We start from the raw sequence: 22,363 nt of genomic DNA on the forward strand, positions 1-22,363 counted from the left end.
CATCGCGCCGCCCTCCGTGCCGCTCATGTGATGCCGAATTCCGCGTTGATCAACGCGATGAGCTCGTCGTCGCTCGCCCCGGCCAGCCGTTCCGTCAAGCCGTTCGCGTTCTCGCCGTTCTTGCTGTTCGTTTCCGCCGGCTCAGGGCTGAGCAGGGTCAGCAGCTCGTCGGTCAGCGCGATCGGGGTCGGATGGTCGAAGACCACAGTCACCGGCAGGGGCAGGCCGGTCCGTTTGCTGAGCCGGTTGCGCAGCTCGACGCTGGTCAGCGAGTCGAAGCCGTGATCCTTGAAGCCCCGGTTCACGTCGACCGCATCGGCGTCCACCCGCCCCTGCACCGCGGCGATCTGCGTGCGGACCAGGCCGAGCAGCAGGCCCCGCCGATGCGCGGGGGCGGCCGCCGCGATCTCGGCCCGCAGCTCCGCCGCGTCGTCCCGCTCCCGGCCGGCGTCCGCCGGTGTGCCTCCGGCCTCCGCCTCTGACCCGGTCCCGATCAGCGCGGTCAGCAGCGGGTGGGCGCGCCGGGACGCGAGCGTCGGCCAGTCCGCGCGGCAGATCAGCAGGTGGGTCTCGTCGTGGTCGAGCGCGGCGCCCAGGTGGGTGACCGCCTGCTCCGGTGGCATCGGAAGGAAGCCGTTGCGCTCGCTCTGCCGGGCCACCGTGTCGTCGACGATGCTGCCGGCCCCGTCGTCCGCCCACAGTCCCCACCCGATCGAGGTGGCCGGCAGCCCCGCCGCGCGGCGGTACGCGGCGAGCGCGTCCAGATAGGCGTTGCCCGGCGCGTAGGTGCCCTGCCCCGCACTTGCGGTGACCGCCGCAGCGGACGAGAACAACACGAACGCGGAGAGGTCCGCGTCCCTGGTCAGCTCGTCCAGGTGGCGTGCGCCGCCGGCCTTGACCCGGAGCACGCGGTCGAGTTGCGCCGGCTCCAGCGTGGACAGCAGCGCGTCGTCGAGCACGGCCGCGGTGTGGAAGACGGCCCGCAGCCGGCGGTCCGCGGGTATGCCGGCCAGCAGAGCGGCGAGTGCGCTCCGGTCGCCGACGTCGCAGGCGGCGAGCGTCGCCGTCGCGCCGAGCGCCGCAAGCTCGCCGACCAGGTCGTCCGCACCGGGGGCTGCGGCGCCCCGGCGACTGACCAGGAGCAGGTGCTTCGCGCCGCGTGCCGCCAGCCAACGGGCGGTGTGCCGGGCCAGCGCGCCGGAGCCGCCGGTGACGAGGATCGTGCCGTCCGGCTGCCAGCGGTGGGCAGGGGTCACCGTCATAGCAGCCGGGACGAGACGGCGGGCAAACGTGCCTGCGCGGCGGACCGCGATCTCAGCCTCGTGGTGCCCGCCGGTGAGCGCAGCCACCACCCGGGCGGCGTCGCGTGGACCATCGACGGCCGTGCCGCGCGCGGCCTCGCGGAGGCTGCCGAGAGCCGTTCTGTCGACGGCATCGCGGCGGACTTCGAGGGCTGTGCCGCTTGCGGCGTCACGAGTGTCATCGCGGGCGGTCGGGGTCGCCGGCAGGTCCAGCACGCCGGCCCAGCGTGTGCTCTCGACCGCGGCGACGGCGGCATATCCCCAGACCGTCGCCGCCGCGGGGTCGGTGACCGCATCACCGGGGCCGGTGGATACGGCGCCGCGCGTCACTGTCCACAGTGGTCCGGTGGGCACGGCGTCGGCGGCGCGGGTCAGTGCGGCGGTCGCAGCCAGTCCCCAGGGCACGTCCGGCAGGCCGGGTGCGGGCGCGGTGTCCAGTGCGAGCAGGGACAGCACGCCGGTGACGCCCTCGGCCTCGGCCAGGACCGCCGCCAGCGCTTCGGTGGTGGCGGCGCCGGGCCCGATCTCCACGCGGCGAACCTCGGCGCCGGTGGCGACGAGCGCGTCGGTGAGCAGTCCGCCCCACAGCGCGGCCACGTTCCCGAGGGCCGACGGCAGGTTGCGGCTCGCACCATCCCCGAGGTCCGGTGGCAGGCCGTCCGGGCCGTTCCCGGAGCCCCGCGGCAGGTCGCCGTCCGGGCCGTTCCCGGGACCCGGCCGCAGGGCACCGCTTTCACGAGCCGGCGACACGTCCGCGCGCGACCCGTTACCCGGGGCCGACGTCACGCCGGGCCGGAGGTCACCGGCCCCGGCGGGGACCAGGAGGAGCCAGCGGCCCGGTGCGCCGGCCGGGCCCTCGGGCACGGGCTGCCAGGTGACCCGGGTGCGCCAGCCGGACGCGTCGTCCCGGATGGGCGCGGCGGGTGGGTCGGCCCAGTAGCGGCGGCGCTGGAACGGGTAGGCCGGCAGCGGCAGGGGTGTGCCGGTGGACGGGCCCAGGACGGCCGGCCAGTCGACCGCCACGCCGCGGGTATGAGCGGCGCCCACGGCGGTGAGCAGCGTGGCCGATTCCGGGCGGTCGCGGCGCAGGGTGGCCGCGAAGGCCGGCGGGGGCGTCTCCGGGCCGGGTGCAGCGGTCAGGCCGCGAGGCGCGACCGCGGTGAGCACCGCGTCCGGGCCCAGCTCCAGGAAGGCGGTGACGCCCGCGGACTCCAGGCGGCGCACCACGTCGAGGAACCGGACCGGACCGCGGGCGTGCGGCGCCCAGTGCGCGGCGGTCAGCGGGCGGGCTGCGTCGTAGATCTCGCCGTCGAGCGCGGAGACCAGGCCGAGCACGGGCGTGTGGTGCGTCAGGCCGGCCGCGATCCGGCCGAACTCGGCGAGCATCGGGTCCATCAGCGCGGAGTGGAACGCGTGGCTGGTCCGCAGCCGCGTGGTACGCCGCCCGGCGAACCGGGCGGCGGCCTTGAGTACGGCGTTCTCCGTCCCGGAGAGCACGACCGCGCGCGGTGCGTTCACTGCTGCGAGCGAGACGTCCGCCGAGAGCAGGTCGCGGATCTCGTCCTCGTCCGCCTCCACCGCGACCATCGCGCCGCCGGGCGGCAGCGCGGCCATCAGGCGAGCCCGTGCGTTCACAAGCGTGGCCGCGTCCGCAAGCGAGAGCACGCCGGCGACGTGCGCGGCGGCCAGCTCGCCGACGGAGTGGCCGGCGACCAGGTCCGGCCGGACGCCCCAGCTCTCCAGCAGCCGGAACAGCGCCACCTCCAGCGCGAACAGCGCCGGCTGCGCGTATCCGGTGTCGTGCTCGTCGATCCGCTCCGGCAGGCCGCCGAGGGCCGACAGCACCTCGTCGTGGGCGCGGGCGAAGACCGGGTGGGCCGCCCGCAGCCCGTCACCCATCCCGGCCCGCTGGCTGCCCTGGCCGGTGAAGAGGAACGCGGTACGGCCGGGTGCGGCAGCCCAGCCCTCGGTCACGCCGAACGGGGTCTCACCGCGGGCCACCCGCCTGGTCCGCGCGATCAGCTCGGGCAGGTCGGCGCCGGTGATCACGGCGCGGTGCGGGAACGCGGTGCGGGCGGCGAGCGTGCGCGCGACCTCGGCCGGATCCGCGGCCTCGTCCGTACCCCCGGAGCGGTCCAGGGTGGGTTCAAGTGCCGCGACGAGTCGGGATGCGGCGTCGCGCAATGCCGCCGGAGTACGTCCGGACAGCGCCCAGGCCAGGTCCGCGGGCCGTGCACGCTCCTCCCTCGCCTCCGCCGGCGCCGCCTCGAGGATCAGGTGGGCGTTGGTGCCGCTGATGCCGAACGACGACACGGCAGCCCGGCGCGGGCGGTCGACCGCGGGCCAGGGACGCGCGGCCGTGGCAAGCGCGACAGCGCCGGTGTCCCAGTCGACATGCGGCGAGGGCGCGTCGACGTGCAGCGTCGGCGGGACCACACCGTGCCGTAGAGCGGCCAGCGTCTTGATCACGCCGCCGACGCCTGCCGCGGCCTGGGTGTGCCCGATGTTCGACTTCAGCGACCCGATCAGCAGCGGCTCGCCGGCGCGACCCCGGCCGTAGGTGTTGATCAGCGCGGTCGCCTCGATCGGGTCACCCAGCCTGGTGCCGGTGCCGTGCGCCTCGACCAGGTCGACATCCGATGTGGACAGCCCTGCGTCCGCGAGCGCGCGCCGGATGACCCGCTCCTGGGACGGGCCGTTCGGCGCGGTGAGCTGGCCGCTGCGGCCGTCCTGGTTGACAGCGCTGCCGCGGATCAGGCCCAGCACCGGGTGGCCGTTGCGGCGGGCGTCGGAGAGCCGTTCGAGAAGCACCAGGCCGGCGCCCTCGGACCAGCCGGTGCCGTCCGCGGCCGCGGCGAACGAGCGGCAGCGGCCGTCCGGCGAGTTCGCACCCTGCCGTCCGAAGTCGACGAACGTGGACGGCGTGGACATCACTGTGACGCCGCCGGCAAGTGCGAGCGTGCACTCCCCCGCGCGCAGCGACCGCACCGCCAGGTGCATCGCCACAAGCGACGACGAGCACGCGGTGTCCACCGTGACCGCCGGCCCCTCGAACCCGAACGTGTAGGCGATCCGGCCGGTGGCCACGCTCCCCGCGCTGCCGACCACCAGATAGCCGGCCAGTTCCTCGGGTGCGCGCCGCAGCCGGGCCCCGTAGTCGCCGTACATCACGCCGGCGAACACGCCGGTCGGGCTGCCGCGCAGCTCATCCGGGCGGAGGCCGGCCCGTTCCAGCGTCTCCCAGGCGACCTCCAGCAGCAACCGCTGCTGCGGGTCGATCGCGGGCGCCTCGCGCGGGTTTACGCCGAAGAACTCCGCGTCGAACAGCCCGGCGTCGTAGAGGAAACCACCCTCCCGGACCGCGGGCGAGCCCCACAGCCCGTCGTCCCAGCCGCGGTCCACCGGGAAGCCGCCGACCGCGTCCGTGCCGGTGACCACCAGATCCCACAACGCCTCGGGGGTACGCACGCCGCCCGGATAACGGCACCCGGCAGCCACAATCGCGATCGGCTCCGTGTCGCGGGCGCGAAGCTCCTCCAGCTCCCGGCGGTTCTGCCGCAGCTCCGCGGTGACCTGCTTGAGATACGTGCGCAGCCGCGCCTCGGTGCCGTCGCCGGTCATCGTCGCTCCTCCTCGGTCCGGGGCGTGGTCAGACCGAACTCGCGGTCGATCAGCGCGAAGATCTCGTCGTCGTCGGCGTCCTGGAGATCGGCCGCGTCGAATCGGCGCAGCAGCGCGCGCAGGCCGGCCACGACCGGCCCACGGGACCGTTCGGGTACGGCATCAAGCAGTCCGGAGAGCCGGTCGACCGCAGCGAGTGCGCGATCGCCGTCCGCGTCCTCGCCGGTCTCCGGCTCATCCGCCCTGAGCAGCTCGTTGAGGCGCTGAACCAGGCCGGTCACGGTCGGATGGTCGAGCAGCAGCGTCGGCGCCAGCCGCAGGCCGGTGTCCGCGGCGAGCTGGTTCCGCAGCTCGATCGCGGTCAGCGAGTCGACGCCCAGATCCAGGAACCCCCGGTCCGGGTCGACAGCGGCCGCCGACGCGTGCCCGAGCACTGTCGCGACCCGGCTCCGAACCAGCTCGGTCAGCCGGCCCGCGCGGGCGGCGGGCGGCAACGCGGCGAGATCCTGCGGTGTACCCGCGGTCGACACCGCTCGGGCTTCGGCGCGGCGGGGTGCGGTGGGGGCGAGTCGGCTCAGTATCGGCGGCAGCGTGCCGTCGGCGGCGCGGGCCGCGAGCACGGCCGGGTCGAACGGCGCCGGCACGCTCGCCGGCACGTCCACGGCCAGCGCCGCGTCGAAGAGCGCGAGCCCGTGCTCCGGCGTGATCCGGCCGATGCCGAGCCGGGCCATCCGCTGCCGGCCCGCCGCGTCGAGCAGATCGCCCATGCCGCCGCTGCCGGTGTCGTCGCCGGCCCACAGACCCCAGGCCAGCGAGGTGGCCGGCAGTCCGGCCTCGCGGCGGTGCCGGGCGAGCCCGTCCAGGAACGCGTTCGCGGCCGCGTAGTTCGCCTGGCCCGCGGTGCCGAGCACGCCGGCGATCGAGGAGAACAGTACGAAGCGCGCGGGCGGGGCGTCCGCGGTCAGCGTGTGCAGGTGCCAGGCGGCATCGGCCTTGGCGCGCAGCACGGCCCTGAGCCGCTCCTCGGTGAGCGCGCCGATCGTGCCGTCGTCGAGGACACCGGCCGCGTGCACCACTGTGGACAGCGGACCGGCATCGCTCAGCAACGCGGCGACCGCGTCACGGTCGGCGGTGTCGCAGGCCTGGATGCGGACCTCGGCGCCGAGCGCGATCAGATCGGCGGCGAGTTGCCCGGCACCGGGCGCGTCCGGGCCGCGGCGGCTGACCAGGAGCAGGCGGCGGGCATGGTGGGCGGCCACCAGGTGCCGGGCGAGGAGTCCGCCGAGCGCGCCGGTACCTCCGGTGATCAGCACGGTGCCGTCGGGCGCGGGCGGTGCGGACGCGGTCGCCCGCGCCCGGACGAGCCGTGGGAGGTGGAGGCCGCCGGCGAGGATCGCGGTCTCCGGCTCGCCGAGATCAAGCGCGGCGGTGACCGCGGCCGGCCAGCCGGGTGTGCCGTCCACGGTCAGCAGGGCAAAGCGGTCCGGATGCTCGGTGCGGGCGGAGCGCAGGAGGCCGCGCACGGCGGTGGCGGCGAGCGAGTCCTCACCTGTGATCAGCACCAGCCGGGAGGTGGCGAAGGCGGGCGTGGACAGCCACTCCTGAATCAGGCGAAGCGCCCGGGCGGTGGCCCGATGCGTCGCCGCGATCACGTCGGGCCCGGTCGCGGGCACGTCTGTCGAGGACAGGTCGATGTCGGTTACGCCTGCCGCGAGCGCACCTGCCGCAGGCACGCCGGTCTCAGGCACGCCGGCCCCAGGCGAGCCGGGTGCCGGCACACCGGCTGCGGACGGATCGACCGCAGACAGGTTGTCCACTGACACGTCGATCGCGGCGAGCACGACGGCCGGGACGCCCTGTTGGGCAGCGGCGAGCTGCGCGAGCGTGGGTTGCGGCGAGGCGGCGATCACGCCGGCTCCGTGCAGCGCGTGGAGCAGAGGCGAATCACCGACCGCTCCGAGCGAGAGAACCGGCGAGGAACCGGGCGCCGCGGCGGCGCGGATCCAGTCGATGCGGTAGACCTCCGCGGTGGACAGGCGGGCCCGGTCGATCGCGCGCCAGTCGAGGGACCGCACGCTTCCGAGCGGGGCACCCGTGCCGTCGAAGAGGTCCAGGCGGGTCCGGTCCGCCCCCTCGGCCACGGCACGGACCCGGAGCACGGTCACCGGGCGGGCCGGGAGAGTAACGCCGGACCAGGTGAACGGCAGCGTGATGCGGCCGTCGCCGGTGTCGCCACGGCCGTGGACCAGCGGGTGCAGGGCCGCGTCAAGCAGCGCGGGATGTACCAGGAAGCCGTCCGCGGTGACGCCGTCCGGGAGGCGGACCTCGGTGAAGTGCGCGTCGCCATGCCGCCACGCCCGGTGCACTGCGCGAAACGCGGGCCCGTATCCGTACCCCTCGGAAGCCAGCTCGTCGTAGAGGATTTCAGCCGGGATGGGCGTCGCGCCCGGTGGCGGCCAGTCGGTGACCGTGGCCGGCGGCGCGGAGTGCGGGGTGAGCGTGCCGGAGGCGTGGCGGGTCCAGGGAGCATCGCCGGCCCGGGAGTGGACCGTGACGGTACGGCGGCCGGCCTCGTCCGGCGGGCCGGCGAGCACCTGCACGGTGAGCGCGCCGGACGACGGCAGGACGAGCGGTGACTCGAGCGTCAGCTCGTCGACCCCGGGCGCGCCGACGAGCAGACCGGCGCGAGCCGCGAGCTCCAGGTGGGCGGTGCCGGGCAGCACGGGCGTACCAGCGATCGTGTGATCCGCCAGCCAGGCGTGACCGGGGCCGCCGATCCGGCCGGTGAGAACGGTCTCGCCGGTGTGCGCGACGTCGACGACGCCGGACAGCAGCGGGTGGGCCGGGTTCAGCGCGCGGCCGGTGACCGGTCGGGGCGCCTCCAGCCAGTAGCGGTCCCGGGCGAACGGGTAGGGCGGAAGGTCCGCGCGCGAACCGGGACCGAGCAGCGCGGCCCAGTCGGCCCGGATCCCGCGTACGTGCAGCGCGGCCAGCGCGCCCACGACGGACTCGGCCTCATCGGCGTCGCGGCGAAGCGCCGGTACCGCCACAGTCCCTGCGTCCGTCACGGATTCGGCGGGGGCGGACGCGGGGACGGCGGATCCGGTGGCTGCGGGCGCGGCGTCCGGCGCGGTCGCGGGGTCTGCCGAAGCGTCGAGTGAGGCGAGCGTGCCGTCGGTGAGCGGGGTAAGGACGGCGTCCGGGCCGATCTCCAGGAACGTGCGTGCACCCGCCGTGTGCAGGCCGCGCACCGCCTGCCGGTAGCGGACCGCCTCCCGGGCGTGCCCGGCCCAGTACCCGGGATCGGCAAGCTCCGCCGCGGACGTGAGCGTTCCGGTGCGGGTGGAGAAGATCGGAACGGACGGCGGCGCAAAGGTCAGGCCCGCGGCAACCCGGCGGAACTCGTCGAGCATCGCGTCCATGTGCGCCGAATGGAACGCGTGGCTCACCCGCAGGATCCGGGTGCGGCGGCCCCGCCCGGCCCAGAGCGCGGCCACCTCGCGCACCGCGTCGTCGTCGCCGGAGATCACGACCGCGTGGGGGCCGTTGTCGGCCGCGAGACCGGCGCGGGCGTCGGTAAGCGTGGCGGCGAGTTCGTCCGCGGACGCCTCGATCGCGGCCATCGCGCCGCCGCCGGGCAGCGCCTCCATCAGCGCGCCGCGCGCCGCCACCAGCGTGACCGCATCTTCAAGATCAAGCACACCGGCCGCGTGTACGGCCGAGAGCTCCCCGATCGAGTGCCCCGCCACCAGGTCGGGTGTGACGCCCAGGCCGCCGAGCAGCCGGACCAGCGCGACCTGCATCGCGAAGAGCGCGGGCTGCGTGTATCCGGTCCGGTCCAGCAGCGCGGACTCCGGCGTTCCCGGCTCGGCGAAGATCACCTCGCGCAGCGGCCGGTCCAGGTGCGGGCCGAACGCGTCGCAGATCTCGTCGAACGCGGCCGCATAGGCGGGAAACGCCGCGTGCAGGCCCCGGCCCATGCCGGGGCGCTGGGTGCCCTGGCCGGAGAACGTGAACGCGAGCCGCCCGGCCGGGCCCGCCCGGCCGTGGCGTACCGCGGGATCCGCTCTTCCGCTCGCGAGCGCGTCGAGTGCGCGCAGCAGGGTGGCGCGGTCGCCGGTGGGGAGGATCACGGCCCGGTGCGGCAGCATGGCTCGGGCGCCGAGCAGCGCCCGAGCGGCCGGGACAGGGTTGTCCACATGGGAGCGGAGGCGGTCGGCGGTCGCGGCGAGCGCCTCGGGTGTGCGTGCGGAGAGCAGCCAGGGCGCCGGGAACACGACCGGCTGCGCGGCGGACGCCAGAGGCGCGGATGCGGATTCCGCAGGCGCGGCCTCCAGGATGAGGTGGGCGTTGGTGCCGCTGATGCCGAAGGAGGACACCGCGGCCCGGCGCGGGCGGTTCACCGCCGGCCAGGGCCGTTCCGCGGTGACGAGCGAGACCGTGCCGCCGTTCCAGTCGACGTGCGGGGAGGGCGCGTCCACGTGCAGCGTCGGCGGGACGAGCCCGTGCCGGAGCGCCTGCACCATCTTGATCACGCCGGTGACGCCGGCCGCGGCCTGAGTGTGGCCGATGTTCGACTTCAGCGAGCCGATCAGCAGCGGTTCGCCGGCCCGGTCGCGGCCGTACGTGTTGATCAGGGCTCGGGCCTCGATCGGGTCGCCCAGGCGGGTGCCGGTGCCGTGCGCCTCCACGACGTCCACATCAGAGGGATTGAGTCCCGCGTCAGCGAGCGCGCGCCGGATCACCCGCTCCTGGGACGGGCCGTTCGGCGCGGTCAGTCCGTTGCTGGCGCCGTCCGAGTTGGTGGCCGAGCCGCGGATCAGCGCGAGGACCGGGTGGTTGTGGCGGCGGGCGTCGGAAAGGCGTTCGAGCAGGACCAGGCCGGCGCCCTCGGACCAGCCGGTGCCGTCCGCGGCGGCGGCGAACGGCTTGCACCGGCCGTCCGGCGCGAGCCCGCCCTGGCGGCTGAACTCGGTGAACATGCCGGGCTCGGCCATCACGGTCACTCCGCCTGCCAGGGCCAGCGTGCACTCCCCGGCCCGCAGCGACCGGACCGCCAGATGCATTGCCACCAGCGACGACGAGCACGCGGTGTCCACGGTGATCGCCGGGCCCTCGAAGCCGAACGTGTACGCGATCCGGCCCGAGGCGACGCTCACCGCACCGCCGGTGAGCAGGTAGCCGTCCTGGGCCGAGGCGGACTCGTGCAGCCGGGGTCCGTACTCCTGGGCGCCGGCGCCGACGAACACGCCGGTGGCGGTACCGCGCAGCGGGCCCGGGTCGAGGCCGGCGCGGGCGAGCAGCTCCCATGACGCCTCCAGCAGCAGCCGCTGCTGTGGGTCCATGGCGGTCGCCTCGCGCGGGGAGACGTCGAAGAAGCCGGCGTCGAAGTGTGCGGCGTCGCGCAGGAAACCTCCCTGCCTGGCGTACGAGGCGGCGTAGCGGGACTCGTCCCAGCCGCGGTCGTCGGGAAAGTCACCTATCGCGTCGGTGCCGGTCGCGACCAGGTCCCAGAGCGCTTCGGGATCGTCGGCACCGCCGGGCCAGCGGCCGGACATGGCGACGATCGCGATCGGGTCGTCGGCGACGGGCACGGCCTGCTCGGCGGACGCGACCACGTCACCGGCGAGGTGCCGGGCGACGGCCGCCGGGGTGGGAAAGTCGAAGGTGAGCGTGGGTGAGAGCGGGCGGCCGAGCGCGGCGGCGAGGCGGTCGCGGAGCTCTACGGCGCCGAGCGAGTCGAGACCGAGGTCGCGGAACGGGCGATCCGGGTCGACTGTGACGGCGGAGGCGTGACCGAGCACGCCGGCCACGGCCTCCCGCACGGCGGTGAGCAGGTCCGGCCGCCCTGCCGTCACGAGGCGGTCCGACCCCGGCCGCCCTGCGGCCCGCTCCCCGGTGGCCGAGTCGCCGGCGCGCGCGTCACCAGCAGCGGCCGGCGAGAGGCCGCCCGGCCCGGAGACCGGCAGCCCTGCCGCGGTCGCATCCTGACTGTCGAACCAGTACCGCTGCCGCTGGAACGGATATCTCGGCAGTGCCACCCGCCGCCCGCCCGCGAACGCCGGCCCGAAGTCGACAGCACCCCCGCGCGCATGCACCGCCCCGAGCGCGGTCAGCAGCCCGCGTCGCTCCCCCGCGCCGTCCGGCAGCGCCGCCGCCGCGAACGTCCCACCGGCCGCCCGGACCAGCGTACTGAGCACCGCTCCCGGTCCCAGCTCCAGCCCTGCGATCACGCCGCGCGCCGCCAGCCGCCGTACCCCGTCGTAGAACCGCACCGGCCGCCGCACATGGCCGGCCCAGTAGTCGGCCGTCCCCAGGTCCTCCGGCCGGTCGCTGAGGATCTCCACGGTCGCGGGCCGGAACGTCAACCCCGCCGCGACCTCAAGCAATTCTCGCGCCGCGGCGTCCATGTGCGGCGAGTGGAACGCGTGGCTGACCCGGAGCCGCCGCGTCCGCCGGCCCTGCGCCGCGAACCGGGCCGCCAGGTCCTCCGCCGCGTCCGCGTCCCCGGAGACCACGACCGCCGCCGGCCCGTTCACCGCGGCCAGCGCCAGTCGCCCGTCATATCCGGCGAGCGCCGCCGTGATCTCGGTGTCCGTCGCCTCGACCGCGATCATGGCGCCGCCCGGCCGGGCCGCCTGCATCAGCCGCCCGCGCGCCACCACCAGCGCTGACGCGTCCGCCAGCGACAGCACGCCGGCCACGTGCGCGGCCGCGATCTCGCCGACCGAGTGCCCGAGCAACGCCGTCGCGCGGACGCCGTAGGACGCGGCCGTCCGATGCAGCGCCACCCCGAGCGCGAACAGCGCGGGCTGCGCGTACTCGGTGCGGTCGAGGAGGCCGACGCCGTTGAAGAGCAGGTCCGCCAATGGCCGTCCCAGCAGCGGGTCGATGTACGCGAGCACCTCGTCAAGCGCCTCGGCGAAGACCGGCTCGTCCCGGTACAGCTCCCGCCCGGCCCCGGCCCGCTGGCTGCCCTGTCCGGGAAAGAGCAACGCGATACCGCCGCTCTCCGCCCGTACCCCCGAGGCGGTCTTTTCCAGGGCCCCGGCCAGTTCCTCGGTGTCCCGCCCCACGACCACGGCACGGTGGGCGAGCCGGGTGCGCGTGGTGGCGAGCGAGAGAGCCACGTCCACCGGACGCAGTCCGGGATGCGCCCGCAGGTGTGCGGCCAGCCGCCGGGCCTGCGCGGGCAGCGCCTCCGCCGTCCCGGCCGTGATCACCAGCGGCACGTCCCGATCCGGCGCGCCGGACGGGAGCAGCGTGCCGGGCGAGATCGGCGGCGACTCCAGCAGCACATGGCAGTTCGCACCGCCCATCCCGAACGCGCTCACCCCGGCCAGCAGCGGCCGCTCCGGGTGCGGCCACGGCACACCGGCGACCGGCACCCGGAGCCCCAGCGCGTCCAGCGGAATCGACGCGGGCGGCCGCCGGTGGTGCAGCACGGCCGGAATCTGCCGGTGCCGGATACTCAGCACCGCCTTGAGCAACCCGGCCAGCCCGGCCGCGCCCTCCAGGTGGCCGATGTTCGTCTTCGCGGACCCGACCAGCAGCGGATCGTCACCCGGCCGGCCGGCGCCGTAGACCTCGCCGAGCGCAGCCGCCTCCACCGGGTCACCCGCGCGGGTGCCGGTGCCGTGCAGCTCGACATATTGCACGTCCTGCGGCGCAACGCCCGCCGAGAGCCCGACCTGCCGCAGCAGCGCGGCCTGTGCCGGTGCGCTCGGCGCGGTCAGCTCACCATCGGCGCCGTCGTGATTGACACCGCTGCCGCGCAGTACGCAGTACACGTCGTCGCCGTCCGTAACCGCGTCCGCGAGCCGTTTGAGCAGCACGACCACGCCGCCCTCGCCGCGGGCGTACCCATTGGCCCGCTCGTCGAAGGTGAAGCACCGCCCGTCCGGGGAGAGGGCGCCGAAGCGGGCGGCCGTCTCCGTGCTCTCTTCCGCGAGGATCAGATTCACGCCTCCGGCAAGCGCGAGGCCGACCTCACCGTCGCGCACCGCCTGGTGGGCCAGGTGAAGCGCCACCAGCGCGGACGACTGCCCGGTGTCGACGGTCAGGCTGGGGCCGTGGGCACCGAGCAGCCGGGAGACGCGGTTGGCGAGCAGCCCGTGAGCGAGGCCGGTGAGCGTGTGCCTGGTCGCGGGGACGGCGCCGGCGCGGTTACGCAGCGTGGAGTAGTCGTGGGCCATCGCGCCGACGAACACGCCGGTCCGCGGGCCGGGCAGCACGCCGGCGTCCTCGATCGCCTCCCAGGCGAGCTCGAGCACGAGTCGTTGTTGCGGGTCGAGTTCCGCGGCCTCCCGGGGGGAGATGCCGAAGAACGCCGCGTCGAACAGGTCCGACCGCACCGGTGTTCCGGTGGTGTCCCGGCCGTCCGCGAGCAGTCGCCAGTACGCGTCCGGGTCGTCTGCGCCGGGGAGCCGGCAAGCCACGCCGATCACCGCGACAGGGTTCGTCGTGTTCATCGACGACGAGTCTCCGCGCCCGCGTCCACACTGCTCCACCCCTACCGCACCCCTATCAAGCAGATAGGACTTAGGGGTATTTTCACCCGTCGATGCCCAGCTAACGTCGGGCCGCGACAGGCGGCGATCGAAGGGAAACCTCGATGGATCAGTTGACGGAGGCCGTCCTGAGGGACGCCTCACCCGACGAGCTGGAGCGCGCGCCGGTGCCGGACGACTACGTCGCCGCGCACCTGCGCCAGGAGGACGTCGGGCTGTTCCGCGACGTCGCGGACAAGGACGTCCGGCGCTCACTTCACGTGGGCCGGGTGCCGATGCCCGAGCTGGCACCGGACGAGGTGCTGGTGGCCGTGATGGCCAGTTCGATCAACTACAACACGGTGTGGTCGGCGACGTTCTCGCCGGTGTCCACGTTCGACGCGCTGAAGCGGGTGGCGAAGGCCGGTGGCTGGGCCGCCCGGCACGACCGGCCCTACCAGGTGGTCGGCTCGGACGCGGCTGGGATCGTCGTGCGGGTCGGCGCCGGTGTGCGGCGCTGGAAGGCCGGCGATCGGGTCGCGGTGAACGCGGCCGTCGTCGACGACCAGGACCCGGTCACCCACGACGACGGGATGCTCGGAGCCGACCAGAAAGCCTGGGGGTACGAGACGAACTTCGGCGGCCTCGCCCACTACACGGTGGTACGGGCGAGCCAGCTGCTGCCCAAGCCCGCACACCTCACCTGGGAGGAGACCGCCTCAATCCCGCTGTGCGGCGGCACGGCGTACCGCATGCTCGTCGGCGAGCACGGCGCGCGCATCAAGCAGGGCGACGTGGTGCTGATCTGGGGCGCCTCCGGCGGGCTCGGGTCGTTCGCGGTACAGCTGGTCAAGAACGGCGGCGGCATCCCGGTCGCGGTGGTCAGCTCGCCGGAGAAGGCCGCGCTGGTCCGGCGGCTCGGCGCCGACGTGGTGATAAACCGCGAGGAGATCGGGATCGGCACGGACAGCGGCGTACCCACAGTGGAGCTGGCGAAGCGACTCGGCCGAGCCGTGCGTGCCGAGGTGGGCGAGGACCCGCACGTGGTGTTCGAGCACGTCGGGCGCGCCACCTTCGGCATCTCGGTGATCGTCGCCCGCCGCGGCGGCACCGTGGTCACCTGCGGCTCCAGCACCGGCTACGAGCACACCTTCGACAACAGGTACTTCTGGATGAACCTCAAGCGCATCGTCGGCAGTCACGGCATGAACCTGTTCGAGGCCACCCAGATGATGCGTCTCTACCAGCTCGGCCAGCTCAAACCGGTGCTGTCCGAGGTCTACCCGCTGGCCGAGGCCGCGGAGGCGGCGCGGCTGGTGCAGCAGAACCGGCACCACGGCAAGATCGGCGTGCTGTGCCTGGCGCCGGAGCCCGGACTCGGCGTCACAGACCACAAGACCCGGGCCGCGCTCGGCGAGGAGTGGCTGAGCCCGCTGCGCACGGTCCCGGCCGGTGCGGCATGACCGCGACCGCGCTCGGCTCACCGGCGATCGCGCTGCCCAGTCTGCCGGAGCTGCTCCGGCTGCGCGCGGCCGAGCAGCCGGAGCGGGTGGCGTACACGTTCCTGCGAGACGGTGAGATCCCGGACCTGTCGTTCACCTACGCGGAGCTTGATGCGGCGGCTCGTAGCCGGGCCGCCGCGCTGGCCGCTGCCGGGCTCACCGGGGGCACCGCGGTGCTGCTCTACCCGTCGGGCCTGGAGTTCGTGGCCGCGCTGTTCGGCTGCATGGCGGCACGGGTCGCGGGCGCACCGGTGCAGGTGCCGTCCCGGCGGCGCGGCCTGGAACGGCTGCGGCGGATCGCGGACGACGCGGGCGCCACCACTGTGCTCACCACCGGCGCGGTGAAACGGGACCTGGAGGAGCGCTTCGGCGACTCGCCGGAGCTGTCCGGCCTGACGCTGCTGCCCACCGACGAGGTGCCGCACCGCGATCCGGACGACTCGACGCCACCGAGCCCTGACGACGTGGCACTGCTGCAGTACACCTCCGGCTCCACCGGCGACCCGAAGGGTGTGCGCGTCACCCACGCGAACTTTCAGGCCAACGTGGCCGAGACGGACCTGCTCTGGCCGCTCGCGCCGGACGGCACGATCGTCAACTGGCTGCCGCTCTTCCACGACATGGGCATGCTGTTCGGCGTGATCGCACCACTCTGGGCCGGCGTACCCGCGGTGCTGATGTCACCTGAGGCGTTCATCCGCAGGCCGGCCCGCTGGCTGGAGGCGATCTCCCGGTTCCACGGCACGCACGCGGCCGCGCCGAGCTTCGCCTACGAGCTGTGCGTACGCGCCGTGGCCGCCGATCCCGGCACGCTCGACGGCCTGGACCTGTCCCACTGGCGGGTCGCGGCCAACGGCGCCGAGCCGGTGCGGTGGTCCACCATGGACGCGTTCATCACCACCTTCGCGCCGGCCGGGTTCCGGGCAGCGGCCATGTGCCCCGGTTACGGTCTGGCGGAGAACACGCTCAAGGCCACCGGCAGCCCCGGTCACCGGGCGCCGGCCGTGCTCCGCCTCGACCCCGAGGCACTACGCGGCGGGCAGGCCCGGCCGGGCGGCACCCCGGTGGTCGGCAGCGGCGTGCCTGTCGGTGACACCCGCATCGCGATCGTCGATCCGGAGCGCGGCGACGTGCGCCCGGACGACACGGTCGGCGAGATCTGGATAAGCGGCCCGTGCGTCGCGGACGGTTACCACGGCCGCCCGGTGGAGAGCGCCGCGACGTTCGCGGCCCGCACCGCCGACGCCGGCCGGACCTGGCTGCGCACCGGCGACCTGGGCTTCCTGCACGACGGGGAGCTGTTCGTGACAGGTCGGCTGAAGGACGTGATCATCCGGCAGGGCCGCAATTACTACCCGCAGGACATCGAGCTCTCCGCCGAGCGGGCCGACCCGGGCCTGCGCCCGAACTGTGCGGCCGCGTTCTCCGCCGACGACGGCGAAACCGAGCGCCTGGTACTGGTCGTCGAGGTGGACGGCCGCACCCTGCGCATCGGCGCGGACCTGTTGCGCGACCGCATCCACGCATCCGTCCACGACGGACACCGCCTGACGGCCGACGAGATCCTGCTGGTACGCCGCGGCGCGCTGCCCAAGACCTCAAGCGGCAAGGTCCAGCGGCGCGAGACGCGGCGGCGCTACCTGGACGGCGAGTTCGGGTGAGCGGGGGCCTCCGCACCCGGGCCGCGCAGGTGGTCACACTGCCGTAGATCTGTGCTATCACTATCGAGACGGTAGGGATTGCGGATCGGAGACGGCGTGGACCCCGAGTTCCTCTGGTACATCCCGAACCAGGCCGAGCCGGGCCACCGCGGCGACGACGTGGTGGACGGGCACAACAGCCTGGAGACCCTTACCGCGCAGGCGCGTGCGCTGGAGGAGCACGGCTGGGCGGGCGCGCTGATCGGCACCGGGTGGGGGCGGCCTGACACGTTCACGGTCGCGACCGCACTGGCGGCCCGGACCACCACGTTCAAGCCCTTGATCGCGGTACGGCCCGGCTATTGGCAGCCGGCGCAGTTCGCGGCCGCGACCGCCACGCTGCACCACTTGACCTACGGCCGCGTGCTGATCAACGTCGTGTCCGGTAAGGACCACCCGGCGGCCTACGGTGACGACGATCAGGCCGACCGGTACGCCCGTACGAAAGAGTTCATGCGCATCGTCCGTGCACTGTGGGAACACCCCGAGGTAAGCATCAAGGGCGAACACTTCCAGGTCACCGACTCCACAGTGCAACCGCGTCTCCCCGGCGGCCACCCGCCGCTCTACTTCGGTGGCGCCTCCGACGCCGCCGAGCGCGTCGCCGCCACCGAGGCCGACGTGCAGCTGTTCTGGGGCGAGCCGCGCGACGGCATCCGCGAGCGCATCGACCGGCTCCGGCGTCTCAGCGACGAACTGGGCCGCGAGCTGCCGCCGCTGGAGTTCGGCCTGCGGATCACCACTGTCGTCCGGGACACCACCGCCGAGGCGTGGGCCGAGGCGGAGTCGCGCGTCGCCGACCTGGCCGCCGGCCGTGGCCTGATGCCCCGCGACCCGAACCGGCACGCCGCCGTCGGCCAACAGCGCCTGCTCGACCTGGCCGCGCGCGGCGACGTGCTTGACGACAACCTCTACACCGCGCCCGGCCGGTACGGCGCGGGCGGCGCCGGCACCACCTGGCTGGTCGGCTCCGCCGAGGACGTGGCCCGGTCGCTGCGCCGTTACCAGGACCTCGGCATCAGCCGTTTCATCCTCTCCGACACGCCCTACCTGACCGAGATCACACGACAGGGAGCCGCGTTGCTTCCCTTACTGCGGGCGACGTGACCTGGTTGAACGTGGTCCGGATCCGCAGCGCGAATCCGAGCTGCTCGTACAGCCGGATCGCCATGGTGTTGGTGGCGGACGCGTGCAGGAACGGTGTCTCGCCGCGCGCCCGGATCCCGGCCGCGACCGCCCGGATCAGCCGGGTCGCCAGGCCCTGCCCGCGATACGCCGGGTCCGTGCAGACCGCGCTGATCTCGGTCCAGCCCGGTGGGTGCAGCCGCTCCCCCGCCATCGCCACAAGCCGTCCCCCGTCCCGCAGCCCGAGGTAGGCGCCGAACGCGATGGTCCGGGTCCGGAACGGGCCCGGCTGGGTGCGCGCGACCAGGTCAAGCATCTCCGGCACGTCGGCCGGGCCGAGCAGTACCGCCGCCGGATCCGGCGCGGCCCGCACCGACACGTCGCACAGCTGCACGCCGCCGATCGACGCGGTGTGCTCCCAGCCGGGCGGCGGCGCGATCCCGGCGCCGCCCAGCATGATTGTGGCGCCCGGCCCGACCAGCGCGGCCAGGTCCGCCCACGCGCTTGGGTCCGCCGGGTCTGCGAGCGCGTGATGCGGCCCCACGTCCGCCGGATAGCGGGCCGCGCCGCCGATCCGCTCCGCGAGGTGCGCGTGCGGACCGGCCAGCGACGCCCACGCCGGGTTGTCCAGCACACTGCTCATCGCGGCAGCTCCAGGTTGTCGCGCAACGTCGGGCCGAGGTAGCCGGGTTTGACGATGCCGCGCCGCCGCAGCTCCGCCAGCAGCCCATTGACCGCGAAGTCGTGCGTCTCCGGGTCGCCAAGGCCGTTGAGCGACAGCACGTCCAGCACGCCCGCGCGGTAGCGCTCCTCGACCGCGTCCGCGAGCTGCTCCGGCGTGCCGGCGATCGCCCAGTGGCCGGTGTCCTGCGCGGCGACGATCAGCTCGCGCAGCGTGTGGCCGCGCCGGATCAGATCCGTGAAGATCTCGGCCCGGCCGCGGCGGCGGTGGATCGCGGCCAGGTCCGGCACCAGGTCCGGCGAGAGCGGCTTGTCCAGCGGGGCACCGGTCAGGTCGACGCCGTCGCCGAGCATGTTCGCCACCAGCGCGCGCCCGGCGTCCAGGTCGATTGACTCCTGCCGTTCGCGGACCTTGCGCAGTGCCTCGGCCTCGGTTGCGCCGAAGGTGGCGTGGAAAGAACTGAAGATCAACGGCAATCCGGGGGTACGCCCGAGAGCACGCGCCTGCGAGCGGATGCGCTGCGTGAAGTCCCGGGCAAAGTCATGTGTGGGCAGCGCCGCGAAGACGATCTCCGCGTAACGGGCACCGAGCGCGATCCCGGCCGCGGACTGGCCGGCCTGGATCTGCACCGGCCGACCCTGAGGCAGCGGTGGGATGTTGAGCGGTCCGGCGACCTCGAACAGCGTACCCACGTGATTGATGGGCTTGATCTGGTCCTTGTCCAGGATCGCGCGGCCGTCCGGGCCGAGCCGCAGCGCGCCTGGGCCCCAGCTGTCCCAGAGCGCGTTGACGATCTCCAGCGTCTCGGCCGCACGCGCGTAGCGCTCCTCCGGCGACGGCAGGCCGCCCGGCCCGAAGTTCTCCTCCCCGATCGAGGAGGTGACGAGGTTCCAGGCGGCACGCCCGTTGCTGACATGATCGAGCGTGCCGAACAGCCGCGCCAGGTTGAACGGGTGGTGGAACGCGGTGGAGACCGTCGCGATCAGCCCGGCATACTTGGTGACCTGTGACAACGCGGCCGTGAAGATCAGCGGCTCCTGCGCGCCGATCGTGCCCTGCGCGCCGAACGTGAGCAGGTCCGGCACGAACAGCGCGTCGATCTGGGCTGCTTCGGCTTTGCCCGCCACGGCGATAGCGGTGTCCACAGTCGACCTGCCCGGGTCGAGCGCCAACTCGTAGGGGCCGGGGAAACCACCGGCCGAGGTGATCGTGCGCAGCGTCACGGCAGCTCCAGGTGCTCGCGCAGCGTCGTTCCGGTGTACTCGGTGCGGTAGACGCCGCGCTCCTGCAGCTCCGGAACCAGGCGGTCGACCACGTCCTCGACCGTGCCGGGGATAAGCTGCGGCAGCAGGTTGAAGCCGTCGACGACCCGGTCCCGGGCGAACCGGGCCCACTCGTCGGCGACCTGTCCGGGCGTGCCCAGGAACGCGTCATGCGACGGGATCACCTCGATGACCAGCTCGCGGATGGAGAGGTTGCGCTCCCGCCACGCCTTGATCCGCTCCAGCTTGCCGGTGCGCTGGGCGATCGCGATGGTGCCGCGCGACGGGTCCAGCTCGGCCTCGGTCGGCTCGACGTCGGGCAGCGGGCCGTCCGGGTCGTACCCGCTGAGGTCCTTGCCCCAGAACTGCTCCAGGTAGGCGATCGCGCGCGGGCCGGTGGTCTGCTCCCGCCGGATCCAGCGGTCCTTTTCCTCCGCCTCCTTCCTGGTGTCGCCGAGCACGACATATGCGCCTGGCAGGATGCGCACGTCGCCGGGGCCGCGGCCGTGCTTCTTCAGGCGGGCGCGCAGGTCGGTGGCGTAGTCGCGGGCAGCCTCGTAACTGGTGTTTGTGGAGAAGACGACGTCGGCGTGGCGGGCGGCCAGCTCCCGGCCGCCGTCCGAGTCGCCCGCCTGGAAGATGACGGGTCGTCGCTGCGGGCTGGGTGGCTGTGAGGCTCTCGCGGTCAGCTTGATCAACTCTTCGTCGATCTCGACACTCCCACCGGCCGCCCAGATCCGCTTCGCCGCCTCGACGAACGCGGTCGCACGCTCGTAGCGGCGCTCGTGCGGCAGCCACCCGCCGTGCCGGAAGTTCTCCCCGGTCCAGGCGTTGTCGGTGGTCACCACGTTCCACCCGGCACGGCCGGCGGAGATCAGGTCCAGGCTCGCCAGCCGCCGCGCCAGGTCGGCCGGGTAGTTGTAGGTGGTGTTCTGCGTCGCGACCAGGCCGAGGCGGTCGGTGACCGCGGCCAGCGAGGCCAGCAGCGTGATCGCGTCGGGACGGCCGGCGATGTCGAGATCGTGGACACGCCCCCGATTCTCCCGGACCCGCAACCCCTCCCCCAAGAAGAACGCGTCGAAGAGGCCACGCTCAAGCGTCTGCGCAACGTTGATGAACGTGTCGATGTGGGTGTGCGGGGCGGCGTCCGGGGCGGCCCAGATCAGCTGCGGGCCGACGCCGGGATAGAAAACGCCGAGGTGGAGCTGCGCGGTCATGCCGGGGTCCTCTCGTACCGGTTGGCGGGGCGGGGCAGTCCGAGCGTGTCCCTGAGCGTCGTTCCCCGCTGCGATCCCGTGCGGCGGGTGACGAGGACGGGCAGGTCGTCGGCGAGCACGGCGGGGTGCAGCCGCACGCCGTCGACGGTCCCGGCCAGCTCCTCGATACGCGCGTGAAGGCCGTCGAGCGAGCCGATGAACCGGAGACGGTCCTCGTGCTCCGGCCACGGACCCAGCGTCGCGAGGCGCTCGACTGCCGTGTCGTCTGTCGTGTCCAGCAGCACCTCGAGTTCGGCGAACACCAGCGCGGCGCCATCCGTCCTGGCGCGTTGTGCCCTGGCGGTATCCCCGACCAGCGCGATGTCCAGCTGGCCGGTGACGCCGAGCGTGTCCGCGCCGAGCACCACCACCTGCCCCTGCGGTGGCCGCGGCGTGATCAGCGGACCCACGATGCCGAAGGTGCCGCCCGCAAAATTGACGTGATGCACGCGGTCCGGGTCCAGAAAACGGCCGGATCGCGCGTCACGGATGATCGCGTCGTCCTCCCAGGAGTCCCAGAGCCGGCGCGCCACCTCGATGACGTCCCGGATCTCCCCTGCCGGTGCGTCCTCCCTGCCGATCGTGGCCAGCGACGCCGGATCTGCCGCCGCACCGACCACCCAGCCGGCGCGTCCACGCGAGGTGTGGTCCAGGCTCGCCAGCTGCGTCGCCAGATGAAACGGCTCGGTCGTGGCCGTGTGCAGCTGCGGCGCCAGCCCGATGACTGTCGTTCCGGTAGCCAGGAAGGCGGCCCGCACGCCCGCCTCGATCCCCTCCGCGGTGGGGCCGTCCGCAAATGTGATCAGCACGAACCCGGCGTCCTCGGCCGCGCGTACCCGTTGTTTCAGCAAGCCCGGATCGAAGATGTCGTCCCGTGGCGCCGTGGGATGCGCGCTCCCGGCCTCCAGCGCAAGGTGTGTCATAACCGAAGCCACCTCCAGACTCGGGGGTACGCGAGCGCACCCGCCTATGCCCCGTCAAGTCTGCGATCTCTTTCGCGTATTCCTGGTTAACAGATAGTTTTAATAGGTTTTATGACTGCGCGCCTCGGGCTGCCCGCCGCTCGAAAGGAACGGCGAGGCCGACGACCAACGTGATCATGCGCAGCTGTCGGCCCGCAATCGTTGAACGGCGGGGCACCGATGCCGCGAGCGTCGCGGATGCTTCCGGCAGATCGGGCCGTTGCGGGAGACCGTGCGAACGCGAGGACCGCCTCAGTGACAGTCAGCCGGTCCGTGGGATCCCCGCTCGGTGATCCCACGGACCGGCGCCGATGCCGCAAGTGTCGCGGGCGGCTCCGGTAGGTCGGGGCTGCTGCGGGGCGCGGGTGGGTCACGTCCACGGAGGTGGTGTACGAATCGCCCACTTTGGGGTGGTTCGGGAGACAAAGACGCGGTCATCGCGGATCCTTCTCAAATCGACCAA

9 protein-coding genes are annotated in these 22,363 nt (G+C 73.8%); 3 read left to right on the top strand and 6 right to left on the bottom strand.

The features are described from left to right. Window positions 1–23: 23 nt before the first annotated feature. Both ACIA8K_RS23715 and ACIA8K_RS23720 read right to left on the bottom strand, forming a co-directional pair. Window positions 24–4,922 (bottom strand): type I polyketide synthase, encoded by a 4,899-nt coding sequence (locus ACIA8K_RS23715; protein WP_396062709.1) that lies wholly within the window; start codon window positions 4,920–4,922, stop codon window positions 24–26. Next, on the bottom strand, window positions 4,919–13,393 hold the full coding sequence (locus tag ACIA8K_RS23720; protein ID WP_396062711.1) for a type I polyketide synthase: 8,475 nt from the start codon (window positions 13,391–13,393) through the stop codon (window positions 4,919–4,921). The genes ACIA8K_RS23715 and ACIA8K_RS23720 overlap by 4 nt, the downstream gene beginning before the upstream one ends. Window positions 13,394–13,536: 143 nt before the next feature. Between ACIA8K_RS23720 and ccrA the strand changes: the two genes are divergently transcribed. The 3 genes from ccrA to ACIA8K_RS23735 all read left to right on the top strand — a co-directional run bounded on the left by ccrA (window position 13,537) and on the right by ACIA8K_RS23735 (window position 17,720). Beyond that, a complete protein-coding gene (ccrA, locus tag ACIA8K_RS23725) occupies window positions 13,537–14,874 on the top strand; it encodes a crotonyl-CoA carboxylase/reductase (protein ID WP_396062713.1) in 1,338 nt (445 codons plus the stop codon). Beyond that, window positions 14,871–16,574, top strand: coding sequence for a fatty acyl-AMP ligase (locus tag ACIA8K_RS23730; RefSeq protein ID WP_396062715.1), 1,704 nt, complete (start codon window positions 14,871–14,873; stop codon window positions 16,572–16,574). Before ccrA ends, ACIA8K_RS23730 begins: the two co-directional genes overlap by 4 nt. 96 nt (window positions 16,575–16,670) lie before the next feature. Then, window positions 16,671–17,720: an LLM class flavin-dependent oxidoreductase gene (locus tag ACIA8K_RS23735; protein WP_396062717.1), complete on the top strand. Its 1,050-nt coding sequence runs from the start codon at window positions 16,671–16,673 to the stop codon at window positions 17,718–17,720. Here ACIA8K_RS23735 and ACIA8K_RS23740 read toward each other — a convergent pair. Genes ACIA8K_RS23740 through ACIA8K_RS23755 form a run of 4 tightly spaced genes read right to left on the bottom strand, consistent with a single transcriptional unit; the run spans window position 17,674 to window position 21,861 of the window. Continuing rightward, window positions 17,674–18,381: a GNAT family N-acetyltransferase gene (locus ACIA8K_RS23740; RefSeq protein ID WP_396062719.1), complete on the bottom strand. Its 708-nt coding sequence runs from the start codon at window positions 18,379–18,381 to the stop codon at window positions 17,674–17,676. The genes ACIA8K_RS23735 and ACIA8K_RS23740 overlap by 47 nt on opposite strands. Continuing rightward, window positions 18,378–19,643 carry an NtaA/DmoA family FMN-dependent monooxygenase gene (locus ACIA8K_RS23745; RefSeq protein ID WP_396062721.1) on the bottom strand — a complete coding sequence of 422 codons (1,266 nt, stop codon included), beginning with the start codon at window positions 19,641–19,643 and terminating at the stop codon, window positions 18,378–18,380. Before ACIA8K_RS23745 ends, ACIA8K_RS23740 begins: the two co-directional genes overlap by 4 nt. After that, window positions 19,640–20,899, bottom strand: a complete 1,260-nt coding sequence (locus tag ACIA8K_RS23750) for an LLM class flavin-dependent oxidoreductase (RefSeq protein WP_396062723.1) — start codon at window positions 20,897–20,899, stop codon at window positions 19,640–19,642. Before ACIA8K_RS23750 ends, ACIA8K_RS23745 begins: the two co-directional genes overlap by 4 nt. Next, a complete protein-coding gene (locus ACIA8K_RS23755; RefSeq protein ID WP_396062725.1) occupies window positions 20,896–21,861 on the bottom strand; it encodes an LLM class flavin-dependent oxidoreductase in 966 nt (321 codons plus the stop codon). The genes ACIA8K_RS23750 and ACIA8K_RS23755 overlap by 4 nt, the downstream gene beginning before the upstream one ends. Window positions 21,862–22,363: the final 502 nt, after the last annotated feature.

Source organism: Catenuloplanes sp. NPDC051500, assembly GCF_044454585.1.
Taxonomy (GTDB): Bacteria; Actinomycetota; Actinomycetes; order Mycobacteriales; family Micromonosporaceae; genus Catenuloplanes.

Coding starts and splice junctions, on each gene's coding strand:
- ACIA8K_RS23755 (WP_396062725.1), bottom strand. CDS start 21,861: ATGACACACCTTGCGCTGGAGGCCGGGAGCGCGCATCCCACGGCGCCA.
- ACIA8K_RS23740 (WP_396062719.1), bottom strand. CDS start 18,381: ATGAGCAGTGTGCTGGACAACCCGGCGTGGGCGTCGCTGGCCGGTCCG.
- ccrA (WP_396062713.1), top strand. CDS start 13,537: ATGGATCAGTTGACGGAGGCCGTCCTGAGGGACGCCTCACCCGACGAG.
- ACIA8K_RS23750 (WP_396062723.1), bottom strand. CDS start 20,899: ATGACCGCGCAGCTCCACCTCGGCGTTTTCTATCCCGGCGTCGGCCCG.
- ACIA8K_RS23730 (WP_396062715.1), top strand. CDS start 14,871: ATGACCGCGACCGCGCTCGGCTCACCGGCGATCGCGCTGCCCAGTCTG.
- ACIA8K_RS23715 (WP_396062709.1), bottom strand. CDS start 4,922: ATGACCGGCGACGGCACCGAGGCGCGGCTGCGCACGTATCTCAAGCAG.
- ACIA8K_RS23720 (WP_396062711.1), bottom strand. CDS start 13,393: ATGAACACGACGAACCCTGTCGCGGTGATCGGCGTGGCTTGCCGGCTC.